The sequence below is a fragment of the Streptomyces colonosanans genome, from assembly GCF_001866645.1.
Lineage (GTDB): Bacteria > Actinomycetota > Actinomycetes > Streptomycetales > Streptomycetaceae > Streptomyces > Streptomyces colonosanans.
Genome location: NZ_MLYP01000032.1, coordinates 57286 through 81485, shown reverse-complemented (window position 1 = coordinate 81485; position 24200 = coordinate 57286). Strand labels below are relative to the sequence as shown.

Here is a 24200-nt window from a genome sequence, read left to right as displayed (position 1 = left end):
TCCGATTCCTTTTCCGCGCTCGGGTGGTCTCACAGTGCACGACCGCAACCGGTGCGGCCGAGGAGGCAAGGAGCTGAAGTGCACACACTGACCCACGAGGAACTGGCAGCCCTGCGGCAGGGAGATGTCCGGCTGCTGGACAGCGACATCGCGCAGGGCCTGCTGGCCTCGACCGAGCTCGCGCGCGTGGCGTATGTGGCAGCCGATGGCACACCACGGGTGTTCCCGATGCTGTTCCACTGGACCGGGCAAGATGTGGTGCTGTCCACGTTCTTCCCCGCCCGGAAGATTGCGGCGCTGCGGGCCAGGCCCGATGTGGCGATCACGATCGACGCCGCCGGGACCCCGCCACGGGCGCTGCTGATCCGTGGCCGGGCCCAGGTCACCGATGTCGACGGAATCGTCCCGGAGTACGCGCTGGCCATGCGCCGCTACGGCGGCGAAGAGGAAGGCGCGGCCCGGGTCGCGGCCGTCGACCATCCTGGCGTGCGCATGGCCCGGATCGCGGTACGCCCCGCCTGGGTGGGGGTCCTGGACTTCCAGACCCGATTCCCCGGTGACTCCACGGCCGCCGAGTTCACGCGGCGGGGACAGGCCTGATGACCCAGTACGTGTTTATCCCCGGAGCCGGATCCGATTCCTGGTACTGGCACCTGCTCGCCGACGAACTGGGCACCCGCGGCCACCGCGTGGCCACGCCCGAGCTGCCCTGCGACGACGATGCGGCCGGGCTGCCCCAGTACGCCGACACGGTGGCCGCCGCGATCGGCGACCGCACCGGCACCGTACTGGTCGCCCACTCCTTCGGTGGATTCACCGCGCCGCTGGTCTGCCAACGCGCCCCCGTCGACCGACTGGTGCTGCTGACCGCGATGATCCCGCAGCCCGGAGAGGCCCCCGGCACCTGGTGGACCAACACCGGTTACGAACAAGCCCGACGCGACCAGGACGAGCGCGACGACCGGGACCCCGATGACGAGGACGCCCTGTTCTTCCATGACGTCCCGCCCGCGATGGCTGCCCAGGCGCGCGAGCACAGTCGCCGGCAGTCCGCGACCCCGTTCGCCGCGCCCTGGCCGTTGCCCGCGTGGCCTTCGACGCCGACGAAGTTCCTGCTCTGCCGGGACGACCGCTTCCTCCCCGCCGCGTTCATGCGCCGCGTCGTCGCCGAACGCCTCGGAATCGTTCCCGAAGAGATTGACGGCGGCCACATGGTTGCTCTCACCCGGCCTCGACAACTCGCCGACCGCTTGGAGGCATACACCACCACGGACTCGACAACGCCCTGACCAGTGCCAGCAGTTCGAGACCCCGTTCGCCGCGCCCTGGCCGTTGCCCGCGTGGCCTACGCCGACGACAGGAGGCGGTCGCCGGATCAGCCAGCGGCCTCGAACTGTCGCAGAATCCCGCCCCGCTGCTCACCGCTCGCGCAGGTCGGGGAAGTGGTTGTGAGCGATCCCGCGCAGGGGCGGTAGCGCCGTGTTGACGCGTCAGGCCCGGTGGGATCGGGCTGCTGGAGCTCGTTCCGGCGGGCCTGGCGCGAAGCTGTGTCGCTATCCCCAACGGCCCGGCAGGGGGGCGCAAGCGCGTCGGTGCACTCTTGGCCTGGCGGCGGAGATCGGTGACGACGGACTCACAGAACATCACGCCGCTCTGTCCGGCATCGACATCGGCGGTGCCCAGGTGTTCGCGTGCATGCTCTACATGGCCGGACATCCCGAAAGTTTTGTCTCGCTGAAGGTTGAGTACTTAGTTCAGGGCCGCAGCGACGCGTGGCTGCCGACCGCCGTTGCCCGGGCGACGGCTTCGGCTTCCTTCGGTGTCGGCTCACCATGGCGGAAGAGCAGCGTGAGCGGCCAGGCCGGGGTGCCCGACTGCTCACCGTCGAAGGGGTACCAGTCCCATGCCGCATCGAACCGCCAGGCGCGCCCGTTCCGGTCGGCAACCTCATCACCCAGTTCGAGGAAGGCGTACGGACGGAAGAACAGCTCGATGCGTATCGCTTCACCGCCAGCCGGATCGATCGTGTAGCCCTGGTCCTCAAGGTCAGGATCATGGGTCTCACCCTGTCGCAGGACCTCGACGTAGGACGCGGGCCGCGGCAGCATGCCGGTGACCAGGGGCGGATCGAAGCGATGGACCGCCTGGACGTGCACGACGGTCGCGGAGATTCCCACCAGGCAGGTATCACCCGGCTTCAGTGAGGCCTCTGCCGGTTCCGTTCGGAAGATCTCCCACTCGAGGGCCGCGGGCGTGGGAAGCGCCCTCTGGCCGTTCCAGCTGATGTTCTCGGCCTGCGGGTCCACTTCCAGCCACGGGCACCGCACGGACACGTGGTAACGGGTGACCCCGGTGACGGCGGTCTCAGCGAACGGGCACTTCAGCAACAGCACGTCACCGGGCCTGTAGTCGTGACTCATGAACGCATTCTGCATGCCGTCATTGACAAGCGATCGATCGAGTATCCGGCGTTCTGCGGAGGTGGCCCACAGCGCCCTTCCATGAGAGTCAACTCACTTGACGGCCTCTGCGATCTGCAGGGCGGCCTGGGCGGGTGTGAGGTACGTGGTGTCGACGACCTCGGCCTCGGCGTGCAGCCAGGTGCGTGCCGCCTCGGCGTAGGGCTCAAGGTATTGGAGGCGGAACGGGGAGTTGGGGCCAAGAACAGTGTCGCCCGCGATGCGCGCACGGAGGGTGTCCTGGTCGGCATGGAGGACGAAGTGCCGAACCGGAATCGCATGTTCGGCGAGGCCCGTGCTGATCTCGCGCCAGTACTGCTCGACCAGGACGGTCATGGGCATCACCAGGGTGCCGCCGGTGTAGTCGAGGACGCGCCGGGCGGTCTCGACTACGAGCGGCCGCCATGGCGGCCAGTGCTGGAAGTTGTCCGTCCTGGGCAGTCCCGGCTTGATGTCCATGAGCGTCTCGCCGACCTTCTCGGCGTCGAACACCCGTGAATCCGGGATCAGCTGCTGCACGAGCGCACTGGTCGTCGTCTTGCCTGCGCCATGGGTTCCGTTGAGCCATACGATCATGAGACTCGACGCTAGCGTCGTGCGGGCCGCGGTAACAGGCACAGCAGAAACCCGGTATGGCTTCGGCGTGTCTCAGGGTGCTGTCACCCACCGAGAATTTCGCCGGTGTCGGGCATGGGCAGGGTCGTAAAACCCATCAGGGAGTCGGGTCGTTGCCGGACCGAGCGGGGCGGAACTCGTAGACATACAGGCCTCTTTCCCCGCCGACCGCTAGGTGTTGGCCGTCCGGTCGCCAGCTGCAGGACCGCAGTGGGGCTTCGGTGCGCTGGACTGCTATCAGGTGTCCGCCCGCACAGTCCCAGATGCGGACAGTGGCGTCCGCTCCCACGGAGGCGATCCACCGCCCGTCTGGAGAGGCTGCCACTGAGCGGACTGGGCGGCCGTTGCCTGTCTCCAGCGCCCGGTAGGTCCCGGATTGAGGGTGCCACAGACGCACCGTGCCGTCTTTGCCTGCGCCACAGAGCCAGGACCCGTCCGGTGCGGCTGACAGGGCCAGGACCGCTCCGGATCCGCCGGTCAGCCGAGTGACTGGGGTGCGGGTGACCAGGTCCCAGATGGTCACCACGCCTTCCTCTCCGGCGGCCGCGATTCTCGTTCCGTCGGGGAAGACCGCAATCGAGCAGGCGGGTCCTGCGGTGACCGTGTCCCACACGCGTACTGAGCCGTCGCGGCAGGCCACTGCGAGGAGCCGGCCGTTGGGCGATACCGCCAGTGCCCGACGCCCACCGCGCGCAGTGATCCGGAAAGAATGGGGCAGGTAGGCGGCCGACGAGCTGTCGCCGATGAGTATGTTCCCGTGCCTGTCGGTCGCTGCGTACCAGTGCCCTTGTGGTGCGACCACCACGTGCTGCGCTTCCTCGGGGCAGGCAAAGAGGACCCTGGTAGGGCGTCTGTTCCACGGGTCGACGCTGAGAACGGCCAATCCGGCGACGACCGTCAGCGGACCGTCGTCCGGGCCGGCTACCAGGGCGCTGATGCGGCCGGCGTCGATGAACTCCTGTGCGAGCACCGCGTGAGTGGATGCGTCCCGGATCACCACCTCGCCGGCAGCGTTGCCGGTCGCCACCCAGGTTCCGGCCGGATCGATCGCCACCGAGAGCAGGGTGTTGCCTGGCTGGGCGAGCGTCTGCAGCAAGTGCGGGTCCGGAGGATCCGGGAGCGGCCAATGCGGGATGAGCTGCGGCCGGAGGCCGACGTCCGCCGCCCAGCGGGCCCTGACCTGGTGGTCCCAGTGGGGGAGTTGAGCGAGCCGGCCGTGCAGCACGGAGGTGAGCAATTGCGGGGCCCCCAGAGGGGCAAGCAGAGGGGCGACGCGGATGAGGTCTCGGGCCAGGTTGGCCGCGGTGGGGGTGGGTATGCGGGCGAGGTCGCTCGCCGCGGCGGCGGAGCCGCGCTGGTGCAGCCGCGCCTCCACCCAGCTGAGGTCCCCCGCGAGTCGTTCGGCCCGGCTGCTCTCGCCGGCAGCCAGCAGGTGCTCGACCGCATGGTCGAGCAGGTACCCGTCCGGGACGGATTGCAGGTCGTTCGGGAGAGTGGCGTCTATCAGGACCGCGTGGAGACGGCGTAGATCGGTCTGGCCCAATTCGCTGCGCAGGTAGTCACGGAGCACGTCGTGGAGGGCAAGGCGCCCTCCGTTCACTGGGCTGAGGGTGACCAGAGAAAGACGGTCCAACAGTACGCACAGCTCGCGCGCCGGCAGCTCGTCCAGACCGGCCGTGGCCTGCCAAAGCCGGACGACGAGTGGCACCGGGATGGACTCGTCCTCGACGAACACGGACAGCTCGGCCAGCCGACGGGCGTCTCCCTCCGGGAGAAGCGTTATGCCGGCTTCGACAGTCGCTCGAACGGCACGTGACCGACGGACCGGGTCATCGAGGTCGAGCAGCTCGGCCGGAGGCTCGCCCAGGGCGGGTCCCTGGGTCCGCAGAGCCTCCAGGGCGTGCCGGGCGGCCGCTACCGGATCGACTCCTGTCGCGATCAAGCGTGTGATGAGACGATTTGTCAGCCGCAGCAAGAGCGCCCACCGGCCTGTGGCGTGTAACAACCCGGTGATGAGGTCTTCTGGCAGGCTGGGCAGCTCCCAGGTGAGAACAGCCCTGGCCTGGTCCGGGGACATCTCGTCCACCCGTACGCGCGCCGAGCCCGGCGGCAGGACGGCCGGGACCCGCGTGGTTACCAGGCATACGCAGTTCCGGCCGCCTCGCAGGAACGGTGCGAGCTGATCCGGCTCCCACACGTCGTCCAGGACGAGCAGGGTCCGCGGTCGCCTGGACAGGAGCCGCCACAGGTGGTCACCCGCCCGGTCGGGGTCGTCGAAGGCGGTGGTGTCACCGGTGATGAAGGCGGTGGCCTCTGCGACCTTGGCGGCGATGGCTGCTCGCCCCCGGACGTCCCTGCCGACGGTCACTGTGTAGACGCGGTTCCGAAACCGGCGCCGTACCCGGCGATTTGAGCAGATCAGGGTGGCGAGGGTGCTCTTGCCGAAGCCGCCTGCGCCTTCCAGAGATGTGGTGATGCCCACGTTCGTAGCTTGAGGGTCGCAGACGGCGGCGACGGCACGGTGGCTTTCCTCCCGATCCGCCACCCAGGCCGGGACGGAGGGGGCAGCGGGCGGGGGAGGATCCTCGTTGACCGTGGGCCTGTTGCCGAAGGCCGCGACCGCAGCCAGCGCCATCGCCGTGACACCCAACACACCGACCCACGGCCACGCGGCAGTCCGGAAGGTGTCGAGGGGACCCGGCCAACGGCTTTGGGGCGTCGCAGCGTTGGCCGCGAGCGAGGCGAGCACGGCCACTGCGGCCGTCAGCGCCCCTGCCACACATAAGGCCACCGTCTTCATCACGCGCCACATCGCCCCCCCTGGCTGCCAATGCTAACGAGGAACCCCCGCGCCCAGGGCGTGAGGAGTGAAGTCGGCTGGGCTAGAGATGATCACCAACAGACGATGCCGCACGACTACTCGCGGGCGCACGGCGAATGCGGACCAAGTTGGCCGCTGAGCGTCGCAGTTGGCCGGCTGAGCGTTCGCCTTCCGTCCCTCGTGCGCGGCGAGGAAGACCCCGTCCTCGATGCTGGACATCGAGAGGTCGCGGCAGCACCCGCTGCCCCTGGTCCCGCACACCCTCGCGCTGGGCGAGTCGCGCCAGATGCTGAGGGACCAGACCGTCCGCTTCGGGTCCGTGCGGTATTCGACACCGCCCGGTCTGGTCGGCCAGGAAGCCCGGGTCCGTGTCGACGGCGACGAACTCGTCGTTGTCGTCGACCTGTCTCACCTGGTCCGCCGGCCGGAGTGGATGCAGGGTCCCGCGGGTCTGACGGAGGTCGCCCGTCATCAGCTGTCCCGGCCCGGACGGCCGGTGATCGATCTTTCCCACTACCCCGACCACCCGTAGGAGATGGACGGCGGACCCCGCCAGCCCAGGCCGAAGCCCGTCAGCGAAGCGGAGAAGGCATTCCTCGATCTCGGTCCCGGAGCCAAGTCCTGGCTGATCGAGGCCGCCGCGGCCGGCACCAGCAGGATGCGGTGGAAGATGGCCGCCGCCGAAATGGGGGATCGCGGGGCCGGGCGGGTTGGCTGTCAGTCCCTGGCCCTAGAGTCCGATGCATGATCCGTCGCACCCCTGCCCGCCCCGTGGACGTGGAAGAGCTCTTCCCTGAGCTGGTCCCCTTCCGCCGTGAGTCCGTTCGCCTTCACCCGCGCGCCGGCTCTCCTTCCTGCTACGACAGTTCCGTTGGAGGGCCACTGCTGTGGCCTGTGGCAGAGCCATGGCCAGTTTGCAGAGAGGAGCACTTCGACCTCGACACCGTGAGCGAGCTCCAGGCTGCCGTGCCCATGGTTCCCATCGTCCAGGTCCGCCAGGCCGACGCACCCGGAGTCCCCTTCCCAGAGGGAACCGACCTGCTGCAGGTGCTGTGGTGCCCTTATGCGCACGGCGAGTACTGCTACCCCCTCCCGCAGGTGCACTGGAGGGACTCTGGTGTCATCAAAGACATACTGCCGACTCCGGAGCCGGTGGAAGACCTCCCGAAGGACTGGTATCCGAACCCGTGTGTGGTCCACCCGGAGCAGGTGACCGAGTACCCCAGCTGGGACCTTTCCCGGGACACGCATGACGCGTTGCAGGCCCGTTTCGATGAGCTGAAGGCAACGACCGGCCTGTACTACTCGTATCACTTGGCTGAGGCGCCCGGGATCAAGCTGGGCGGCTACCCCGGCTGGACACAGGAACCCTGCTGGCCCGACTGCGAAGCCTGCGGTGGCCGCATGGAGCACTTGCTGACCGTCGCGAGCGAGGAATTCGACGGAGAGTCCTGGCGTACGTGGCTGCCGGTGGAGGACAGAACCGACAGCGGTTGGACAGAAGCCGCGGACAATCCCGCAGGCCTGTGCCTCGGCGATGTCGGAGGCGTGTACATCTTCGAGTGCCGAACCTGCCCGGACCGCCCCATCGGGCACTGGTTCGACTGCTCGTGACTGGCAGAGGACCGCAACCAGGCGCCCGCCCCCACACACAGCGGCCTCCGTACCGACGGACGGTATAACAACTCGACAAAGTCAAGCATCCGGACGCTCTTAAAAGTCACCGACATCGACATCCAGCGGGACATGGTGCTCTCGTCACTCACCGACACCCGCTCTCGGCTATCACCAACATGGCCATCCGTGCCGTCCGGTGTGATGGCTCGTTGGCCAGGCTGGCGACCGTTCTGCCGTTCCGGTTGCGGGTGGGGTGCTGGATGTCGATGCAGTCGCGGCCTTGGCCGCAGGTGCCGGAGCTGACCGCGCAGGTGGCTCGCGCGGTCGCAGCCCGTGGGCCGTATCCGCTGGCGATGCGGGTCAGCGATGAGCTGGGCGAGCTGTTCCCGGACACCGAGTTCGCCGAGGCGTTTGCAGAACGGGGGCGGCCGGGCTGGTCGCCGGGCCAGCTCGCTCTGGTGACGGTGCTGCAAGGGCGACCTATCGGACGAGCAGTGAGCTCTGATCGAGCCGGTGATCACGGCGTGGAAGGGCCGGCACCGTTCAGTGACCGGCCATCAGGGCGCCTATCCGATGCGGAAGATCGTAAATGCGATCGTCTACCAGGGGCGGACCGGCTGCCAGTGGGCCTTCCTCCCGCACGATCTGCCGCCGAAGAGCGGGACGTACTGCTACTTCGCTGCCTGGCGCGACGACCGAACCGATCAGACCATTCATGAAATCCTGCGCTGCCAGGTCCGTGAGAAGGCCCGTCGATTAGAGGACCCCAACGCCGCGGGCATCGCCCTGCTGGACCAGGTCACTGAGCACACCGGCGGCACCGTCCGCAATGCCCTGGTCGACCAAGGCTTCAAGAACCAGGTCGTCTTGCACGGCGACCGCCTGGGCATCGACGTCGAGACCGTCGCACGCAATCCGCCGGACAAGGGGTTCATGCCGCAGCCGAAGCGGTAGAGGGTCGAGCAGACCTACGGAATCCTGATACTGCACCGGCGTCTGATCCGCGACTACGAGCACCACCCGTCCTTCTTTGCTTCCCGCGTCCTGTGGGCGATGACCCACGTCATGGCCCGCCGCCTCACCGGCACGAACACGCCCACCTGGCGCGATATGCAGGCGGTGAGTGCGTGAACATCCAGCCCCTATTCGACGCGCTCGACGTCCAGGAGGACGCAGCCCGGGCCCTGGCCGACGGCCTCCGCACACAGATCGAGCAAGATGGCGAAGAAGAGGGCGGGTTCGTCCAGCGGATTGGCGCGGCTGACGAAGCAGAAGCTGCTGGAGGGCTTACCCGGGCCGGGCGGCGTACGGATCCGGCACGCGGTGCCCGAGGCGTGGACGATCGCGCAATTCCCCAGGGGTAAGTTCACGTAATTCCCCAGGTCCCCAACCTGAGGGCGCTTCGTGGGGCCGCGAAAGCGGCGGTCACCCCGACCGCGTTCCCAGGCCAGGAACTGAGATGATCTCTGGGGAAGGGGATGTGCACTATGGAGATGCCACCGACGCACCTGGCTGTCGAACAGGACCGGCTGGAGGAACTGCGCGACCTCCTGGCGGCAGGAGCCGACATCCACGAGGAGTACAACGGGTTCACTCTCCTGCACCGGGCCGTCGACGGAGAGATCGACGGGCATATCCAGACTGGGGAGCCCCTCCACGTGGACGCCACGTGCTTCCTACTGTCCCAAGGTGCAGATCCCACGCGCCGTTCACACAGAGGGGCGGGAGCGTCAGCCCATCACATGGCCTTCGTCAGCGGGCACTGGCTTGCTGATGCTCTCTTCGAAGCCTGGCTCGCCCGTAGAGACGTTTAGGGCTTGGAGACTGGGTTCTCGGGCCGCTTGTTCGGTCGGTAGCTGGGGCCGTTCATGATCACCTGGTGGCTGGTGTTGATGAGCCGGTCCAGGAGGGATTCGGCGAAGACCGGGTTGGGGAAGAGGGGATACCAGTCATCTGGGGCTGGCACTTGTTCCCTCACAAGAGTTGCCGCTGCCACCTGGCCGTATCCCTGTCTGGCGGTCCTCGTTGGTTCTCGCGGTGGCACCCCGGTTTTGCAGGTGCTGCCTTGACTGTTCAGGTGCGAGGAAGGTGTGCCGATGGCCGAGGCGAGACTCCAGGTCATCGCGGGTGGGGCCGTCCCGCAGGAGCCGCTGACGGCGGATCCGTGGCAGTTCCAGGCGGCGTGCGTGGACGCGTTCATCGCGTCCTGGAGGGCCCGCGGCTTCAGCCCGGTGACCATCGACAACGACAGCGGCCTGCTGGAGCGGACCCTCGCGGCTCTGGGACGGCCCGCGTGGGAGGTGACGCCTGAGGACATCGACCGCGTGGTCGGTGACCTGGCGGTCCAGGGCCGCAAGACGTCGACCCGGCGCGAGTATGTGCAGACCTTCAAGGGCTTTCACCGGTTCCTGCAGGCCCGCAAGGCAGCCGAGATCGAGGCTGCGTTCGGCGTCCGGCTGGTCTGCCCGATCGACGAGTTCAACGCCTCCCGGCATGTCGGCGACGACTCGCCGGCCCTGCTGCCGCCTCCGACGCCGGAGCGGGTGGGCGAGTTCTTCGACTTCATGAAGCAGCGGATCGCGACCGCGCGGAAGTACGGACCCGCAGCGAGGGACTATGCGATGTTCCGGACGCTGTATCACGCCGGGCTCCGCTCCGAGGAGGCATCCCTGCTGGACAAGCCGGACCTGCACTTCTTCCGTGGGCCGTTCGGCAAGCTGCATGTCCGGTTCGGTAAGGGCGCCCACACTTCCGGACCGCGGCCGCGGTGGGTGCCCATGCTCGACGGCCTCGATCTGGTGCTGCGGTGGTTCCTGGAGGACGTGCGACCCAAGTTCCCCGACTCGCCAGTGCTGTTCGCCGACGAGTCCGGCGGCAGTCTCCACCGCGGGACCATCCGCAACCGCCTGCGCTATCTGATGGAACTCGAAGGCCGCCCGATGGCCGACCGGTTCAGCCCGCATGCCCTGCGAAGAGCGTGCGCGACCCACAACTACGAACGCGGCGTCGACCTCGTGGCGATTCAGCAGATGCTCGGGCACTGGACCGTCAGCTCGACCATGCGCTATGTCCGCCCCTCCGCGACCTTCATCGAGGACGCCTATCAACGGGCGGTTGCCAGCACGCTGGCCGAGCTGAGTGGGAAGGACACCACGGCATGAAGATTCAATGGCGGCTGCGGATGGCCGCTGCCCAGCGCGAGGTGTGGACCGGGACCGAGCTGCGGCGGCTGCTGGCCGAGAAGGCGGGCCTTCAGCTGTCCTCGGCCTCGGTGTCCGCGCTGTTCACGAAGGAGCCCTCGCAGGTGAAGATGACCACGCTGGCCGCGTTGTGCACTGCGCTGGAATGCACCCCCAATGACCTGATCGAGGTCGACACCACCCCCGTCGAACGGCCGATCGCACCCCCTCGCCCGGTCGCCGACCTCCCGCGGGCCGCCTCCGCCCGGGGCCGGTCGATGCCGCCCCTGTGACGGCAGGCCACGATGGGCAAGAAGCAACGGGACTGCGTCACGTGCGGCGGACCGGTCGGATATCTCGACCGCCAGCACTGCTGCCTGTGCTGGCGCCGCATGAAGGAGCAGGCCGCCAAGGCCCCGTGTCCCTCCTGCGGCCTCGATCGCGTGCTTCAGGACGACACCGGCCGGTGCATCACCTGCTCACGCGTCTGCACGGAGTGCGGTCATCCGGTCCGCTCACCACAGAACCAGCTGTGCCGGGAGTGCCGGCGCAGGGCCGGCCAGCTGGCCGGACAGCGGACATGTCCACGCTGTCAAAAGCCCGGCTATCTGCGCGAGACGACCGGCTGGTGCGGCCACTGCTCACGACCCCGGCAGGGGAAGAACCCGCCGAGGATCTGCCGCGAGTGCGGGCAGTTGCGTCGGCATGCCGGACTGGGGCTGTGCTCGGCCTGCTGGCAAAAACACCCCGGTCGCCCCTTCATCCGTGGTGAACACCTCCAGGAACGACTCACCGACCCACCCGTGTGGCTCGCCGACTTCGTCGCTCAGGTCGCCGCCCGCCACTGCGTCGCCAGAGCCTGCGGCTTCATCACCGACCTGGGACGGCTCCTCGAGGACGAGCACTCCAACTCACCCCAGGCCCTGCTGGAGCGGTCCCGCAGGCCCGGACGGTCGATGGGCTCCTTCGCTCGCGCACTTGAGGACTTCTTCACCCTCCGCGGTCTGGCCCTGCCCACCGACCAGGACGAACGACTCGCAACTGGCCGACGGCGCCGCCGGGTTGAGGCCGTGCCCGAACCCTTGCGGCCGGCAGTTGCCGCATTCGACACCTCCCGGATGCGAGCCCAGGACCGGGCCCGCCGAGCCGGCACCCGCCCCCGCAGCAATCACACCCTGGAAACCGCTCTGGCCACCATGCGGGACCTGGCAATCTTCCTGATCAACGAGCAACACAAGGCCGACTGGTCTCTCGTCGACGTGCACGACATCGAAGCCTTTCTGACCGTCCTGCCCAGGGCCCGCAAGCGGCGACTGACCGTGCTGCGACAGTTCTTCCGCTTCGCGCGGGCCCAGAAGCTGGTGCTGGCCGACCCAACCCGCGGCCTGATCGCCAAAGGGGCGAAGGGCTTCCGCGGCAAGACCCTCACTCTCGACCAGCAGCGCGAGCTATTCCGGCGCTGGACCACAGACGAACAGGTTCACCCCCACGAGGCCCTGGTGGGCATACTCGCCCTGCTGCACGGCGCCTCCAGTTCCGAGGTCCGGCTGCTGCAGGTCACTGAAGTGGACCGACTCGCCCAGACGATCCGGCTCGGAAAACGGCCTCACCCCGTTCCGCTGGACCCCGCCTCCTGGACGGTGCTGCTGCGATGCCTGAACCATCGCGAAGTCTGGCCGACTGAGAACCCGCACGTCATGGTCACCAAAGGAACAAAGGCCGGGCGAAGCCCGGCCTCAACTGCCTATCTCTCCCACGTTCTTGACGACTGCGGCTTCCCGCCCCGAATGATCCGCAGCACCCGGCTGGTCGACCTGGTGAACACCATGGACCCCAAGCTCGTCGCCGCGGCCTTCGGCATGGACCCGCAGGCCGCCCTGATCTATCTCGCCGACCATGTCGACCCTGGGCGCCTGTCCGATCGCTGAACGTCGGTCGGTGTCAGGGAATTCGCTGGTCAGTGGTCTCACCATCCCCCAGACTCGGACGCGCGCGAGGTCCCTCGGTGATCAGCGCAAGGAACCCGTGGCTGGAGGAAGGGAACGAGGATGGCCGACCTGCGACTCGTCTGGGTCCTGTCCGGACGTGGTTGGGCCGACTGCACCGTCAGCGACAACCAGACGGAAGCCGAAGTCACGGCCTCGTATATCACCACTGCCCCCGAAGATCTCTTGACGGCAGTAACGCGTCTGATCGTCGGCGAGACCGAATGCCGAGCACAGTTCGAGGCCGAGCCCACCGCCTTCCGATGGAGCTTCTACCGTGAAGGCACCGACGTGTGGATCCGCCTACTGCAACTGGCTCGCGGCAGTGACCACGACAACACCGGGACAGAGATCTGGTCCACCCAGCAGAACATTGACGCCGTTGCCCGAGCAGTGATCCGTTGCTTCGACGAGGTTGCGAGGGAGTACGGCGAGAGCGCATACCGCGGCAAGTGGGGTGAACACTTTCCGCGCACCGAACTCGAAGCCCTCAGGACCGCGTGGCGCGAACATCGAGGCGACTGGGCAGCCCCTTGGACACCATCGAACCCGTGATGTTACGGCGGCACCTGGCACAAGTTCGCCGGAACATGTGCGCTTTGCTGGGATCCCGGTTGCTCGTGATGATCAGAGACCGGCCCTGACGCTCGGAGACAAGCTCGTAGAGGTCGTCGGCCTGGGCCGCTGACAGCTGGCGCATTGCGAAGTCATCGAGGATGAGGACGTCCGGACGGACGAGTTCGAGCCATGCTCAAGACCTGTGGATCGAGCTCGGGGAGCACGCGAAGGGCGTACCTTCCCGAGTGATCGCCTGATGGTCAGCGAGTAGGCCGGTGTTCGCGGCACCGGCCGGGAAGGCACGCCCGTGCTCAGCGTAGTCAACGACAACGGCACCACGCCGAACGGCTCCTTGACCGACGAGATCGTCCGGGTAGGCGCCCGACGGACGCTCCCCGCCGCGCTGGGCGCCGAAGTCAACACGTATATAGCCGAGTTGGCTGATCTGCGGGACGAGACGGGGCGACGGATGGTGGTGCGCAATGGTTACCACCAGCCCAGGAAGATCACCACCGCGGCCGGGGTGGTCGAGGTGAAAGCCCCGCGCGGGCGGGATCCATGGTCAAGCGTCAGTCACCTGGGCACACCCCGCGGGATGGCGTCCCGGGGGACATCCCCGGCGGACTCGATGTGGCTCGCATACCCGTCCGGGTCGAGGTCGCGTACTTCGACCGAGAAATGGACTTCGAACTCCGGGATCGGCCCGAGGCGTGTGCGAAGAAGCGCGAGGACGGATTCGCTGAGCGCGCGTTTGACCTCGGCGCTACGGCCGGCCTTCAGCGCGATCTCGATGTGGACCGCCTGATGGGTTTCCTCCGTGCGGCCAGCGATGTACCAGTCGTCTTGAGGGTAGATGAAACGGATCCGGCACGCCTCGGGGCGCGCGCCGCTGTTGGCGACGATCAGCGAGTGCAACTCCGGGCAGTTCTTCACAGTCGAGGACGTCGTTCGCGCCCAGTTCATTGGTGTACGTCACGGTTACATGTGGCATGGATGCAGCATATTCACTCTCTCGCACCGACGAGTTCCTCGACAAAGGGTCGGCCAGGCCGAGCACGCACCTGCGCTCAGGCGGTGGCGACGGCCTCCAGGGCGAAGGAGTCGTCGCACGGCTCCGGGCCGATGCCGCAGAGTGAGCCTCCGCCGAGTTGTCTGGGGTGTAGATCGTTGGTCAGTGGTCGGCTCGTCGGTCCTTGAGGTACGCCTCGTCATCCCAGTCAGGTACCTGGAAACGGGCTCGGGCGGCGGGGTTCGGGGCGGCGTCATGTCGGCCCCTCGCAGAAGGGCGGATTCGCACCTGGGACCATGAGCGGATGTCCGAGGAACCGAACCCGATGTCTAGCCTGTGGCCGATCGTGCGGGTGTCGCCACAGGAGGAGGACTGGGTCGCGCCCAGCACCCAGGCCCCGGCTGGCGACGGCTGCGCTGGGTCGAACTTGCCCGGCGAACCGGCGACCCGGCCGTGCCCGACGGCCTGATGCCCTCCTACCGTCGCTTTCCCTCGGCCAAGAAGGAGGGCAGAAGGAAGCCAACCAAGTCCTCGCCGTCGGACGTGCACCGGTCGAGCACGGCTTCGCCCACCTCAAGAACCGGCCGACCCCCACCAAGCTCCGCACCGATCCCGCCCGCGCCCCCAACTCCTTTGCGCTCTGGTCGTCCTGAGAATCCTCGAAGTCAACCGCTGACGGATGATCTTCTCCGTGGACTCCCGCCCACGATCAGCACGAGCACCCTCCCGACCACCGAATCGGGACCGGAAACTACGCTGGCATCCGCAACGCCGCACGCTGGCACCGCCTCACGCCGGAGAACCTCGACACAGTGCGCGCCGGTCTCGGCCCGCGCGCCCTGCTGACCGTCTGGCCCGACCTGACCCCGGACGTCGGCGCGGTCCTCGCCGCGCTGCCTGAGGAGGGATCCGTGGAGTTCGTCTGGGAGGCGCAGGACGGGATGATCAGCCACGCGATCGTCGACGACACCGAGTACCAGGAGTTCACCGCCCAAGTGGCCGATGCGCGAGCGGCCTGCGCCCTGCCGCTATACCTCGACGAACGCCACCCGCTGCTCCGCGCTGTCCTGCCGGACAGCGACGGCGTGCTGCGCGCCCGATGGTGACCCGGTTCGCGCGCCGGGCGGGACAGCCGGAAGGAGGAGCACCTGCTCGACACCCGCCCTCCAGACGCTGGCCGCCATGCACGGCATCACCGTCGCGGTCTGAGTGAACACCCTGCCCCGGCTCCAGCGCGGCGAGCCCTGGTACGAGATCGGCGTCGACGACCCGGACCGACGCCGCCAGCTACCCCGAACCGCCGGGCCGCTGATACCGCGCACGACGCCGGGCATGTCCCTGAGAGGCCGTTGTCGTACCGATCGCGGGGCTTGTCGATCGAATGGGAGTCTTGCTCGGGTGATCGCGGTCGGTGCCGGGCGTGCGAAAGCCCAGTCGACCTGACGGGCGATCTTGCGCGCTTTGGCCGGGAACCGCCGCGGCTGCTCATTGATCGCCAGCGGGAAGCTGACATTCCGATACCCGGCTACTTGGGCCTCCCCGTTGCCGTGGCGCTGGCACAGACGGGGTGGGTGCGGGCGGTATAGGAGCGGGCGGCCACAACGAGGCCGATGCCCAGACCGGCGAATGCCAGGCCGCCGAACTCGACCATCCAAGTGATCCCCGAACTGGTGGTGAACGGCGGGGACGGCTTGATCTTGGGCAGCACGCCGACGGCCATGAGCGGGGCCATGACGATGAGGACGGCCCCGTACATCGTCAGGGGGATGCCGGTCAGCCAGGCCGGGATCAACGGCAGCAGGCGCGGGACCCGTCGTCCGGACAGGACCACCGTCCAGCGGGGGAACACCTGCCCCCACGCGTACAGCAACCCCAGCAGCAGGAAGACCCCGACCATCGCGGCCAGCACGGTCACGTCGATCCCCGCCGACGCGGTTGCCTTCGACGGCCCCGACGCGCCGACACTCGTCGTCCTCTGCCAGTCATCGCCCGCCACGCCGAGCGCGTTGCCGCCCAGCGTCCAGATGGTCTTGGCTCCCGCCCACGGCAGAAGTCCGCCCATGAGCAGGTACACCGCGACGCGGGTCCGCCTCGGGGCTCGGGAGGCGGCTGGGTGGGCAAGCGGGCCGTCGGCTGCGCCGGCGTGCGGCCGCCCGCATCGCGGGCAGTCTCCGCGCAGCCGTCGGCGGTACGACAAACCGACGAGGAGCAGGAGGGCGGCACCGGCCGTGTTCAGCAGCACCTGGGCCAGCCCGGTGGCGCTCTCGACCCCCGAGAGCGTCGCAATTGCCACGAAATAGAGCGGCAGCCCGGCCATTCCCACGACGAACACCGGGAGCGCCACGATCAGCGCCGTCGCCACCGCAACCCGGCCGAGCTTGGCGAGAGTTCGGGTGCTGGCCAGGCAGGCGCCGCCGGCCAGGAGCGCGAGGGCCGCCAGGAAGAGCTGGACCCCCGGCGCGTACGCGGAGTGCTCCTTCCATTGCACGGTGGTGCCCGTCACCGCCCAGGTGACCTCGACAGCGGCGTACAACACGCCCCACACTGCAGCGATCATGGGCGCCCACACAGGCCACCGCCGCCACCACAACTTCCGCCCCGGGCTTGCGGCCGGCGGCTTGGGAACGCCACCTGCCTCCGAGTTCGCAGGAACAACCACCGTGACCCCCGTATATCCGGATTGCCGACGCTCCAAGATTCCGCGTCACCCGCGCTGATCACATCCATCCCACGGATCATCCGGCTTCCCCCACGCGGGGGAAGCCGGATCGTGAGTGTCAGCCCGGCCGGAGGATTACGGTGCGGTGCGCCGACCGTTGTCGTAACGATCAGGGCGCTTGCCGATCGGACGGGAGTCTCGATCGTGGGCGCATAGAGGCAGGGCCTCCTGCACAGTTCGGGGATTGTCGAAGTCCTACCGAGCAGCAGAGAGGCCCTGTTGTCCCAGCCTGTCGCGGTCGTGCCTGTTGCGTCCAACTGCCGCGTGTCATCGTGTGATTGCCTCGCTCACATATATGGGAATGCGGTCGACCATGGTGTGCGTGTTCGACGGTATCCGTCGGACATGACCGATGCCGAGTGGGCCCAGGTCCGCATCGCGCTGCCCACGCCGGGGTGGGTGGAGGGCAGGGGCGGGCAGCCGGAGGCGTACTGCCACCGGGCGATGTTGGACGCGGTCCGCTACCTGGTCGACAACGGAATCAAGTGGCGGGCGATGCCTGCGGACCGGGCTTCAGCCCGAGGAGCAAGTCAAGCCCTGGAGTTACGAACCCTCCGTGAACGCGGTGGCGTGGTCGGCGGCCCACTGGCGAAACGTTCGCGGCGCCGTCCCGAGGATGTCGGCCACCGCAGTGGTGATGTACGCGGGCTGTCCGACCGCCGCGCTCCACGCGGCGAGCAGCATGTCGACGACCGAGCTGGGCGCCGTACCCTCCGACAGGCTTCGGAACTCGTCCGGCGTCATCTCCGTGAATGCGATCCGGCGCTCCAGGGCGTCACCGATGACGTCCACCTGCGCGGCTTGGGTCAGCGATTCGGGGCCCGTAAGGACGTAGTCGCCTCCGGCGTATCCGTCCTGATAGAGCGTCCGCGCCGCGACGGCTGCGACGTCGCGGTCGTCGACCGGTGCCGTCTCGGCAGCGCTGTAAGGCCACCGGACGACCTCGCCGGCCCGGATCGCGGGCGCCCACCAGGCCAGCGAGTTCGACGCGAGCATCCCCGGCCGAATGATCGTCGACTCGAGTCCGGTGGCCGCGATGAGCCGCTCGATGTCGGCGTGCAGCACCGCCATGGGATTGGGCTGCTGGAAGAAGGGGTGCGGCGTCTGGTGCGGGGAGGAGAGGAAGACGACCCGCCGCACGTGGGCTGCCAGCCGCTCGACGACTGCCGCGGCGGTCTGAGGCGGGGCGGTCCAGACGAGGAAGACCGCACCGGCGCCATTCAATGCTGGGTCGAGCGACTCGGGCACGGTGAGGTCGCCGGTGAAGACCTCGACCTTCGCCGGCAGCGTTGCCGCCGCCTCGGAGCGATGGGTGAGGGCGCGGACCGGCACGCCCGCGTCGAGGAGTTGGTCGATGACGACGCGGCCGATCCGGCCCGTCGCCCCGGTTACGAGCACGGGAGGAATGTCTGTCTGATTCACACCGCCCATGGAAACGTTACTCGGTTAAAAAAGCAACCCGGTCATGAATGTTACAGTGGTCAGATGAGCGAGTCGACGGGACTGCGGGCCCGCAAGAAGGAGCGGACGCGCGACGCCATCGGCGACGCGGCCGTCTCGCTGTTCCTGGAGCGCGGCTTCGACCGCGTCTCGGTCAACGACATCGCCGCGGCGGCCGAGATCTCCAAGCCGACCCTCTTCCGGTACTTCCCCACCAAGGAAGACCTGGTGCTGCACCGGTTTGCGGACCACCAGGGCGAGGCGGCACGCGTCGTACGTGACCGCAGGTCCGGCATCAAGCCGGTGACGGCGCTGCACCGGCACTTCCGGGCCGGCCTCGATCGGTACGACCCCGTCACCGGCCTCAACGATCATCCCGAGGTGGTGGCGTTCCATCGGTTGGTGTTCACCACACCGAGCCTGGCGGGACGGCTCACGCGGTACCAGCTCGAGGATGAGGAGGCACTGGCGGACGCCCTCGGCGAAGGCATCCAGGCACGCCTGCGAGCCGCCCAGGTACTCGCGGTCCAACGGGTGCTCGCCCGGACCAACTGGCAGAAGATCGCCGACGGTCGAACCGCCCACGACGTCCACCCCGAGGCCGTAGCCGATGCCGACCAGGCATTCAACCAACTGCAGTGACACAGCTCGCCCGCGGCATGGGGTCCTTCGGAGGACATGGGGCACCGACGGAACTCCGCGGCCTCGGCCGATGCATCTCCCCTCGGAGTTCGGTTCCCGCGTTGGATAAAGGGCCGGAGAAGCGTTGAGAGCCGGGCGGAAGGCCGCGATACTGACGCTCGGCCCACGAGGGATCAGGGGAGGACATATGAGCCAGGTCGTCACGGGGACCATGGTGCGCGTCGAGAACGTCCACAAGTCGTACGGCCAGGAAGCCGCCGCCGTGCATGCCCTGCGTGGCGTCTCCTTCGACATCCCGCGCGGTGAGCTCGTTGCGCTCAAGGGGCGCTCGGGCTCCGGGAAGACCACTTTGCTGAACGTCGTCGGAGGGCTCGACACACCGGACCGGGGCCGGGTCACTGTGGACGGCCTGGACCTGTCGGAGCTCGGCGAGGACGGCTTGCTGGCGCTGCGCCGGGACCGGATCGGCTTCGTCTTCCAGTCCTTCGGCCTCATCCCGATCCTGACGGCCGCGGAGAACGTGGGCGTGCCGATGCGCATGCGCCGGGCCGACGTACGGGAGCGCGAGGAGCGAGTCGAGCTGCTGCTGTCCCTGGTGGACCTCGCCGACCACGCGGCCCAGCGGCCCGGCGAGCTCTCCGGCGGCCAGCAGCAGCGGGTCGCCATCGCCCGCGCCCTGGCCAACAACCCCTCGTTGCTGATCGCCGATGAGCCCACCGGCCAGCTGGACGCGGAGACCGGCCATGCCGTGATGGAACTGCTGCGGGCGGTCGTGCGCAGCGAGCAGGTCACCGTCCTGGTGGCCACGCATGACGCGACGCTGCTCGACCTGGCCGACCGGGTGCTGGAACTGCGCGACGGGGAGATACGGGACGAGACGGGGGAGTAGGTCAAGCCGCCGCCTGTCAGGATTGCGTCAAAGACGTCCCCCGACCTGCTCCTCGTCACACAGGTCGGGATAGTCGGCCGCAAGGACCCGAGGCTGCCGAACACTCCTCGGTCGAGAAGGTGGAGGCGCTGGGCGCGGGCGCCGACGACTACGTCACCAAGCCGTCCGGCATGGACGAGCCGCGGGCTCGGCTGCGGGCCGCCGTGCACCGGGCCGAGTCGGCCGGGGCGGAGAGGACGACGTGCTGGTCGAGACCGACGGGTTCACCATCGACCTGGCCGCCAAGGCGCGTTGATGTGGTGAGCGGCCCGCGCAGCTTCTGCTCGGTCACGGTCGGCGATCAGCTGTGCCCGCTGTCGTCCGGCCATACGGTGATGTGGTCGTCCTCCAGATCCAGCGCCACCCGGTCGCGCATTGCCAGCGCCCTCGTGTACTCCGCGGGCAGCTGGAGGCGGCCGGCCCGGTCGAGCATCGCGTACTCGCGGGCCACCAGCGTCTCGTGGCCGGTGGTCTCGTCGACCTCGCTGCGGCGCAGGACCTCCGTGGAGGTGCGGCCGTCGCGGATGGCGACCGTGCGTCGGACCTCGGTGGCCACGGCGCGGTCGTGGGTGACGATGACGATGGTGGTGCCCAGCTCCTCGTTCGCCGTGCGGAAGGCGGCGAAGATCTGCTGGGCGGTGTGGGAGTCGAGCTCGCCGGTGGGTTCGTCGGCGAGCAGCACCGCCGGGTCGCAGGCGAGGGCCACGGCGATCGCGACCCGCTGCTGCTGACCGCCGGACATCTCATGCGGGCGGCGGTCTCGGCAGTCGGCGACCTGGAGCAACTCCATCAGTTCCAGGGCGCGTTCGGCGCGGGCCCGGGAGCGGCGTCGCCCGCCCGCCAGCTGGAGGGGCAGGGCGACGTTCTGGGCCGCGGTGAGATACGGCAGCAGGTTGCGGGAGGTCTGCTGCCAGATAAAGCCGACCACCTTGCGCCGGTAGTGCAGGCGGTCCCTCGCGGTCATGGCCATCAGGTCGTGGTCGGCCACCCGGGCCGCCCCGGCGGTGGGGGTGTCCAGGCCGGCCAGGATGTTCATCAGGGTGGACTTGCCGCTGCCCGAGGCGCCCACCAGGGCCATGAGTTCGCCCTTGCGGACGAGCAGGTCGAGGCCCTGGAGGGCCTGCACCTCCACGCCGTCCGTCGAGAAGACACGGACCAGACGGTCGCAGGTGATGAGGGCGTCATGGCCGTAGGCGGGCCCAGTGCGGGTGGCCGTCGCTTTGTCGACCAGTTCGGCGAGGGTGGGATCCGTCGTCATCGGGCTCCTTGGTCAATGGGGGGCCGCGGCCGGCCGGGTGCGGGCCGGGGCTGCCGCGTGTGGGCGAGGGCCGTCAGGGTGGGGGCCGGGGCCGCGGAGTCCGCCGGGGTCAGGGGCTGGAGTCGCCGGTGCACCCGGGGTCTGGCGCCGAAGCCGTCGGGCTCTGTTGCCGGGGCCGCCGGGGACGGGGTGCGCTGTCCTTCTCACCTCGTGTCACCTGCTCTCAACTCCCGCACCGCTCCTCTCCTCCCCGCCCACCACGCCTGTATGCCGGCGATTCCCACCGTCACCGCCACCACGGCCAGCGCCGGCACCGTCAGCGACCAGGCGTCGGTGTGCAGCTGGGTCTGCTTCAGGGGGATGACCGAGGGCGGCAGGGCCACTGCGGTCAGGTCCATGCCGGGGGAGAGCAGGCGGATCGCGACCCAGCCGGTCAGGCTGCCGCCCGCCGCGGCGAGCATGGCCTGGGGAAGGGACTCCAGGATGAGCAGGCGGCGGCCCTGCCGACGGGTGAGGCCCATGGTGCGGAGGCGGGCGAGCAGCGCGATGCGCTCGGGCGCGGCGCGCAGGAGTGACAGGAGCAGCGCGAGCACGGCGTAGCCGGCGCCTGCCGCCACTGCCGCCGTGTAGAGGTGCTCCACGCCGGACTGGAGGGGGGAGTCGACGTACCGGGCTCTCTCGTCGGCGCGGAGGCGGACCGATACTGCGTGCCCGGCCGCCTCGTGCAGGGAACGGCCGTCCGCTTCCGGGCCCGTCACCAGCAGCGCCGTCGGCCTGGCCGCCGTGGCGCTGAGGCCGGCGCGATCCACCACCAGGAAGTCGTCGGCCGTCACGGCCGGAGTGATGTCCCGAACGAGGACGATGCGGACGGTGACACTGCTGCCGTCCTCCATGCTGACGGGGAACGGAGCCGAGCCGTGGGCGTCCGCCACGCTCGGGGAGGCCACGGCAGGCAGCACGGCGTCGGCCCCCAGATCGCCCCGGCCCTTCTTCAACACTCCTTCGGAGAAGGCACCGAGCCCCGTCCGCCTTGTCAGCTCCGCGTAGCCGCCGGGATCCACGCCCACCACCGGCACCGCCCGGGGCCCGTTGTTCGGCTTCGCCCGGTACGCGACGCTCACCGCAGCCACGTCCCGCACGCCGGAGACCCGGCGCACCCGGTCGGTCAGCCCCGCGGGCAGGGCATCCACCGTCGACTCCAGCCGGGCGTCGGCCCCGACGGCGAGGAGCGCCGAGTGGTCCCGGGCCTCGGCGATGCCCGCCAGGACCGAGCCGCCGAACGAGGCCGTGGTCAGGGCGGTGAGCAGGGCGAGCAGCGGCAGCACCGCGGACGCCGAACTGCGGCCGGCCCGCGCCAGGGACAGATGGCTCACCACACCGCGCAGTCGCGCGGCCGGGCCGGCCATGCCACGCAGGGGAAGGGGGTAGAGGCGGACCAGCAGCAGCGCGGCGATCACCCCCACCAGCACGGGCGCCGCCGAGATCAGCTGATCCCCGGACCCCTCGGACGTGCCCTGCCGGCGCAGGGTCACCACCGCGCCGGCGGCCAGCGCCACCAGCGTCAGCTCCGCGACCGTACGTCGCCGGGACGGTCGTACGGATGTCACGTCCTGGCGGAGCGCGGGGATGCGGACGAGCCGGTGGGCGGCCGCCGCGCGCAGGGGGAGGGCGGCGCAGGCGACGACCGTGACCGCGAGGGCGGCCAGTACGGCGGGCAGGGCCCGGGCGCCTGGGAGGGCCCACACGGCCACGGTCAGGCCGAGCGCCCCGGCCGGGACGGCGACCATCGCCGTCTCCGCGAGCAGGCGGGCGGCGAGGCCCGGCAGCGAGGCGCCGCGGGCGCGCAGCAGGGCCAGTTCGGTGCGGCGGCGGTCGGCGGTCAGGCCGCCCGCCATCGCCAGGACGACGACGGCGACCGTACCGCTGCCGAACGCCGCGACCGAGATCAGCGCGGAGACGCCGGAGTGCAGGGCGGAGTAGGAGGCGAGCACGTCGTCGAGGTCGGTGTCGGCGTCCGTGAGGGGGTCGGTGGCCTTGCGCACCTGCTGGAGGCTGGGGCCCGACATCAGGGCGGCGAGCGCGGACTTGAACGCGCCCAGGTCGCGGTGGTGCAGGGTGTTCGGGTCGGGGGCCAGCCGCCAGTAGGAGTAGGGCTTCCCGTCGGTGCCCAGCATCGCGGGGGCGGCCTCGGATGGCAGCAGCAGGGCGCCGAGCCAGTACTGGGGCGAGTCCTGCTCGGCGGGCGATTCCCGCATCAGCACGGGTGTGCGCAGCAGGGTGTCCGTCGCCCAGTAGGCGCCGTCCCGGTCGCGTGGGGCGACGATGCCGGTGACCCGGACGGCGAGCGCATCCCGACCCGCGCTGGGGACGTGCAGGACCGACCCCACCTTGATGCGCAGGGTCTTGGCGGTTTCCGCGCTGACCGCCGCCTCCACCTCGGGCGTCGTCGCGGTGACCGTGCCGGACGCGCGTGGCAGACGTCCCTCGCTCAGCCGGGCGTGGTCGGCCAGGCCCGCCTGCGCGACGAGGGCGACCCGGGCGGGCAGCCCGTCCGGCCGGGGCAGCCAGGGCTCGGGCACCACCTGGTTTTCGGACGTGGTCACGCCGTACGACGACTGGCTGGGGTCGGGGACGAAGGGGCGCCGGACCGTGCGGAGGATGCTGTCGTACTGGCGCTCCACGGTGGCGGGGTGCAGTGCGTACTCGAGCTGGTCCTGCGTACTCGGGGAGCCTGGCTCGGGCGGCGGGGCGGACAGACTGACGACGCTCCGGAAGTGGGGAACCTGTTCGACGGAGTGGCGCAGGCCCGTGTCCTCGTACCGCTCCAGCGCGCGCGGGAATGCGGCGGACAGGCAGGCGGTCACCGCCACCAGCAGCGCGAGGGCGAGAGCGGCACCGGGGGCCGACCGCAGTCGGGTGCGGACCCAGGGGACGGCGGCACGTTCCACACGCCTGAACGGGATCACCATG

At 69.3% G+C, this 24200-nt stretch carries 21 protein-coding genes and 6 pseudogenes; 16 read left to right on the top strand and 11 right to left on the bottom strand.

Translation table 11 applies throughout. The annotated features are described in order from the left end of the window. The first annotated feature begins 78 nt into the window (after positions 1-78). Positions 79-600 carry a pyridoxamine 5'-phosphate oxidase family protein gene (locus BIV24_RS12330; RefSeq protein WP_218149306.1) on the top strand — a complete coding sequence of 174 codons (522 nt, stop codon included), beginning with the start codon at positions 79-81 and terminating at the stop codon, positions 598-600. Continuing rightward, the gene (locus tag BIV24_RS12325; protein ID WP_071366286.1) at positions 600-1289 is read left to right on the top strand and encodes an alpha/beta fold hydrolase; all 690 of its coding nucleotides are present in this window, start codon (positions 600-602) and stop codon (positions 1287-1289) included. Before BIV24_RS12330 ends, BIV24_RS12325 begins: the two co-directional genes overlap by 1 nt. A gap of 465 nt (positions 1290-1754) precedes the next feature. Here BIV24_RS12325 and BIV24_RS12320 read toward each other — a convergent pair whose 3' ends face one another. The 3 genes from BIV24_RS12320 to BIV24_RS12310 form a co-directional block, all read right to left on the bottom strand. Beyond that, positions 1755-2420 carry a hypothetical protein gene (locus BIV24_RS12320; protein WP_071366310.1) on the bottom strand — a complete coding sequence of 222 codons (666 nt, stop codon included), beginning with the start codon at positions 2418-2420 and terminating at the stop codon, positions 1755-1757. Between the two features lie 93 nt (positions 2421-2513). Further along, complete coding sequence (locus tag BIV24_RS12315) at positions 2514-3035, bottom strand: AAA family ATPase (protein ID WP_071366285.1); 522 nt, start codon at positions 3033-3035, stop codon at positions 2514-2516. A 136-nt stretch (positions 3036-3171) separates the two neighbouring features. After that, positions 3172-5886 (bottom strand): NB-ARC domain-containing protein, encoded by a 2715-nt coding sequence (locus BIV24_RS12310; protein ID WP_079168213.1) that lies wholly within the window; start codon positions 5884-5886, stop codon positions 3172-3174. Positions 5887-6103: 217 nt separating this feature from the next. Here BIV24_RS12310 and BIV24_RS12305 point away from each other — a divergent pair, with 217 nt between their 5' ends. From BIV24_RS12305 to BIV24_RS35310, 3 genes and pseudogenes are all read left to right on the top strand, one after another. Next, positions 6104-6427: a Mu transposase domain-containing protein gene (locus tag BIV24_RS12305; RefSeq protein WP_071366283.1), complete on the top strand. Its 324-nt coding sequence runs from the start codon at positions 6104-6106 to the stop codon at positions 6425-6427. Between the two features lie 413 nt (positions 6428-6840). Beyond that, a complete protein-coding gene (locus tag BIV24_RS12295) occupies positions 6841-7509 on the top strand; it encodes a DUF1963 domain-containing protein (RefSeq protein WP_245766780.1) in 669 nt (222 codons plus the stop codon). Between the two features lie 504 nt (positions 7510-8013). Beyond that, a pseudogene (locus tag BIV24_RS35310) lies at positions 8014-8643 on the top strand (transposase). Positions 8644-8654: 11 nt separating this feature from the next. Here the strand turns inward: BIV24_RS35310 and BIV24_RS34340 are convergent. Beyond that, positions 8655-8882: a hypothetical protein gene (locus BIV24_RS34340; protein WP_071366280.1), complete on the bottom strand. Its 228-nt coding sequence runs from the start codon at positions 8880-8882 to the stop codon at positions 8655-8657. A gap of 117 nt (positions 8883-8999) precedes the next feature. Here BIV24_RS34340 and BIV24_RS12280 point away from each other — a divergent pair, with 117 nt between their 5' ends. Next, a complete protein-coding gene (locus BIV24_RS12280; protein ID WP_071366279.1) occupies positions 9000-9326 on the top strand; it encodes an ankyrin repeat domain-containing protein in 327 nt (108 codons plus the stop codon). On the opposite strand, the pseudogene BIV24_RS12275 reads toward BIV24_RS12280, so the two are convergent. Further along, positions 9323-9472: pseudogene (locus BIV24_RS12275) on the bottom strand (ATP-binding protein); the annotation flags it as partial. The gene BIV24_RS12280 and the pseudogene BIV24_RS12275 sit on opposite strands and share 4 nt — an antisense overlap. Before the next feature lie 136 nt (positions 9473-9608). On the opposite strand from BIV24_RS12275, the gene BIV24_RS12270 reads away from it, so the two are divergent. The 4 genes from BIV24_RS12270 to BIV24_RS12255 all read left to right on the top strand — a co-directional run bounded on the left by BIV24_RS12270 (position 9609) and on the right by BIV24_RS12255 (position 13231). Then, positions 9609-10673 carry a tyrosine-type recombinase/integrase gene (locus tag BIV24_RS12270; RefSeq protein WP_071366277.1) on the top strand — a complete coding sequence of 355 codons (1065 nt, stop codon included), beginning with the start codon at positions 9609-9611 and terminating at the stop codon, positions 10671-10673. Next, on the top strand, positions 10670-10984 hold the full coding sequence (locus BIV24_RS12265) for a helix-turn-helix domain-containing protein (protein ID WP_071366276.1): 315 nt from the start codon (positions 10670-10672) through the stop codon (positions 10982-10984). The genes BIV24_RS12270 and BIV24_RS12265 overlap by 4 nt, the downstream gene beginning before the upstream one ends. A gap of 12 nt (positions 10985-10996) precedes the next feature. Then, on the top strand, positions 10997-12619 hold the full coding sequence (locus BIV24_RS12260; protein WP_071366275.1) for an integrase: 1623 nt from the start codon (positions 10997-10999) through the stop codon (positions 12617-12619). Positions 12620-12739: 120 nt separating this feature from the next. Continuing rightward, the gene (locus BIV24_RS12255) at positions 12740-13231 is read left to right on the top strand and encodes a hypothetical protein (protein ID WP_177198697.1); all 492 of its coding nucleotides are present in this window, start codon (positions 12740-12742) and stop codon (positions 13229-13231) included. Positions 13232-13277: 46 nt separating this feature from the next. Here the strand turns inward: BIV24_RS12255 and BIV24_RS36445 are convergent. Beyond that, positions 13278-13418, bottom strand: a pseudogene (locus BIV24_RS36445) (ATP-binding protein); the annotation flags it as partial. A 123-nt stretch (positions 13419-13541) separates the two neighbouring features. On the opposite strand from BIV24_RS36445, the pseudogene BIV24_RS35305 reads away from it, so the two are divergent. Then, positions 13542-13790, top strand: a pseudogene (locus BIV24_RS35305) (transposase); the annotation flags it as partial. Positions 13791-13807: 17 nt separating this feature from the next. Here BIV24_RS35305 and BIV24_RS34335 read toward each other — a convergent pair. After that, entirely contained in the window at positions 13808-14197 is a 390-nt protein-coding gene (locus BIV24_RS34335) for a 5-carboxymethyl-2-hydroxymuconate Delta-isomerase (protein WP_177198696.1), read from the bottom strand. An 858-nt stretch (positions 14198-15055) separates the two neighbouring features. Here BIV24_RS34335 and BIV24_RS12245 point away from each other — a divergent pair. Continuing rightward, positions 15056-15349 (top strand): hypothetical protein, encoded by a 294-nt coding sequence (locus tag BIV24_RS12245; RefSeq protein WP_245766779.1) that lies wholly within the window; start codon positions 15056-15058, stop codon positions 15347-15349. 419 nt (positions 15350-15768) lie between these two features. Here the strand turns inward: BIV24_RS12245 and BIV24_RS12240 are convergent, their stop codons facing one another. Next, positions 15769-16800, bottom strand: a complete 1032-nt coding sequence (locus BIV24_RS12240) for a hypothetical protein (protein WP_245766778.1) — start codon at positions 16798-16800, stop codon at positions 15769-15771. A 480-nt stretch (positions 16801-17280) separates the two neighbouring features. Between BIV24_RS12240 and BIV24_RS31705 the strand changes: the two are divergent. Continuing rightward, positions 17281-17469: pseudogene (locus BIV24_RS31705) on the top strand (transposase); the annotation flags it as partial. A 36-nt stretch (positions 17470-17505) separates the two neighbouring features. Here BIV24_RS31705 and BIV24_RS12235 read toward each other — a convergent pair. After that, entirely contained in the window at positions 17506-18360 is an 855-nt protein-coding gene (locus BIV24_RS12235) for an NAD(P)H-binding protein (RefSeq protein WP_079168219.1), read from the bottom strand. A gap of 87 nt (positions 18361-18447) precedes the next feature. Between BIV24_RS12235 and BIV24_RS12230 the strand changes: the two genes are divergently transcribed. The 3 genes and pseudogenes from BIV24_RS12230 to BIV24_RS31700 all read left to right on the top strand — a co-directional run. Continuing rightward, positions 18448-19044: a TetR/AcrR family transcriptional regulator gene (locus BIV24_RS12230; protein ID WP_071366272.1), complete on the top strand. Its 597-nt coding sequence runs from the start codon at positions 18448-18450 to the stop codon at positions 19042-19044. A 187-nt stretch (positions 19045-19231) separates the two neighbouring features. Beyond that, entirely contained in the window at positions 19232-19933 is a 702-nt protein-coding gene (locus tag BIV24_RS12225; protein ID WP_071366271.1) for an ABC transporter ATP-binding protein, read from the top strand. A 92-nt stretch (positions 19934-20025) separates the two neighbouring features. Further along, positions 20026-20219, top strand: a pseudogene (locus tag BIV24_RS31700) (DNA-binding response regulator); the annotation flags it as partial. A 54-nt stretch (positions 20220-20273) separates the two neighbouring features. Here the strand turns inward: BIV24_RS31700 and BIV24_RS12215 are convergent. Both BIV24_RS12215 and BIV24_RS12210 read right to left on the bottom strand, forming a co-directional pair. After that, a complete protein-coding gene (locus BIV24_RS12215) occupies positions 20274-21230 on the bottom strand; it encodes an ABC transporter ATP-binding protein (protein ID WP_071366269.1) in 957 nt (318 codons plus the stop codon). Between the two features lie 203 nt (positions 21231-21433). Beyond that, complete coding sequence (locus BIV24_RS12210; RefSeq protein ID WP_071366268.1) at positions 21434-24199, bottom strand: FtsX-like permease family protein; 2766 nt, start codon at positions 24197-24199, stop codon at positions 21434-21436. Between the last annotated feature and the right edge of the window lies 1 nt (position 24200).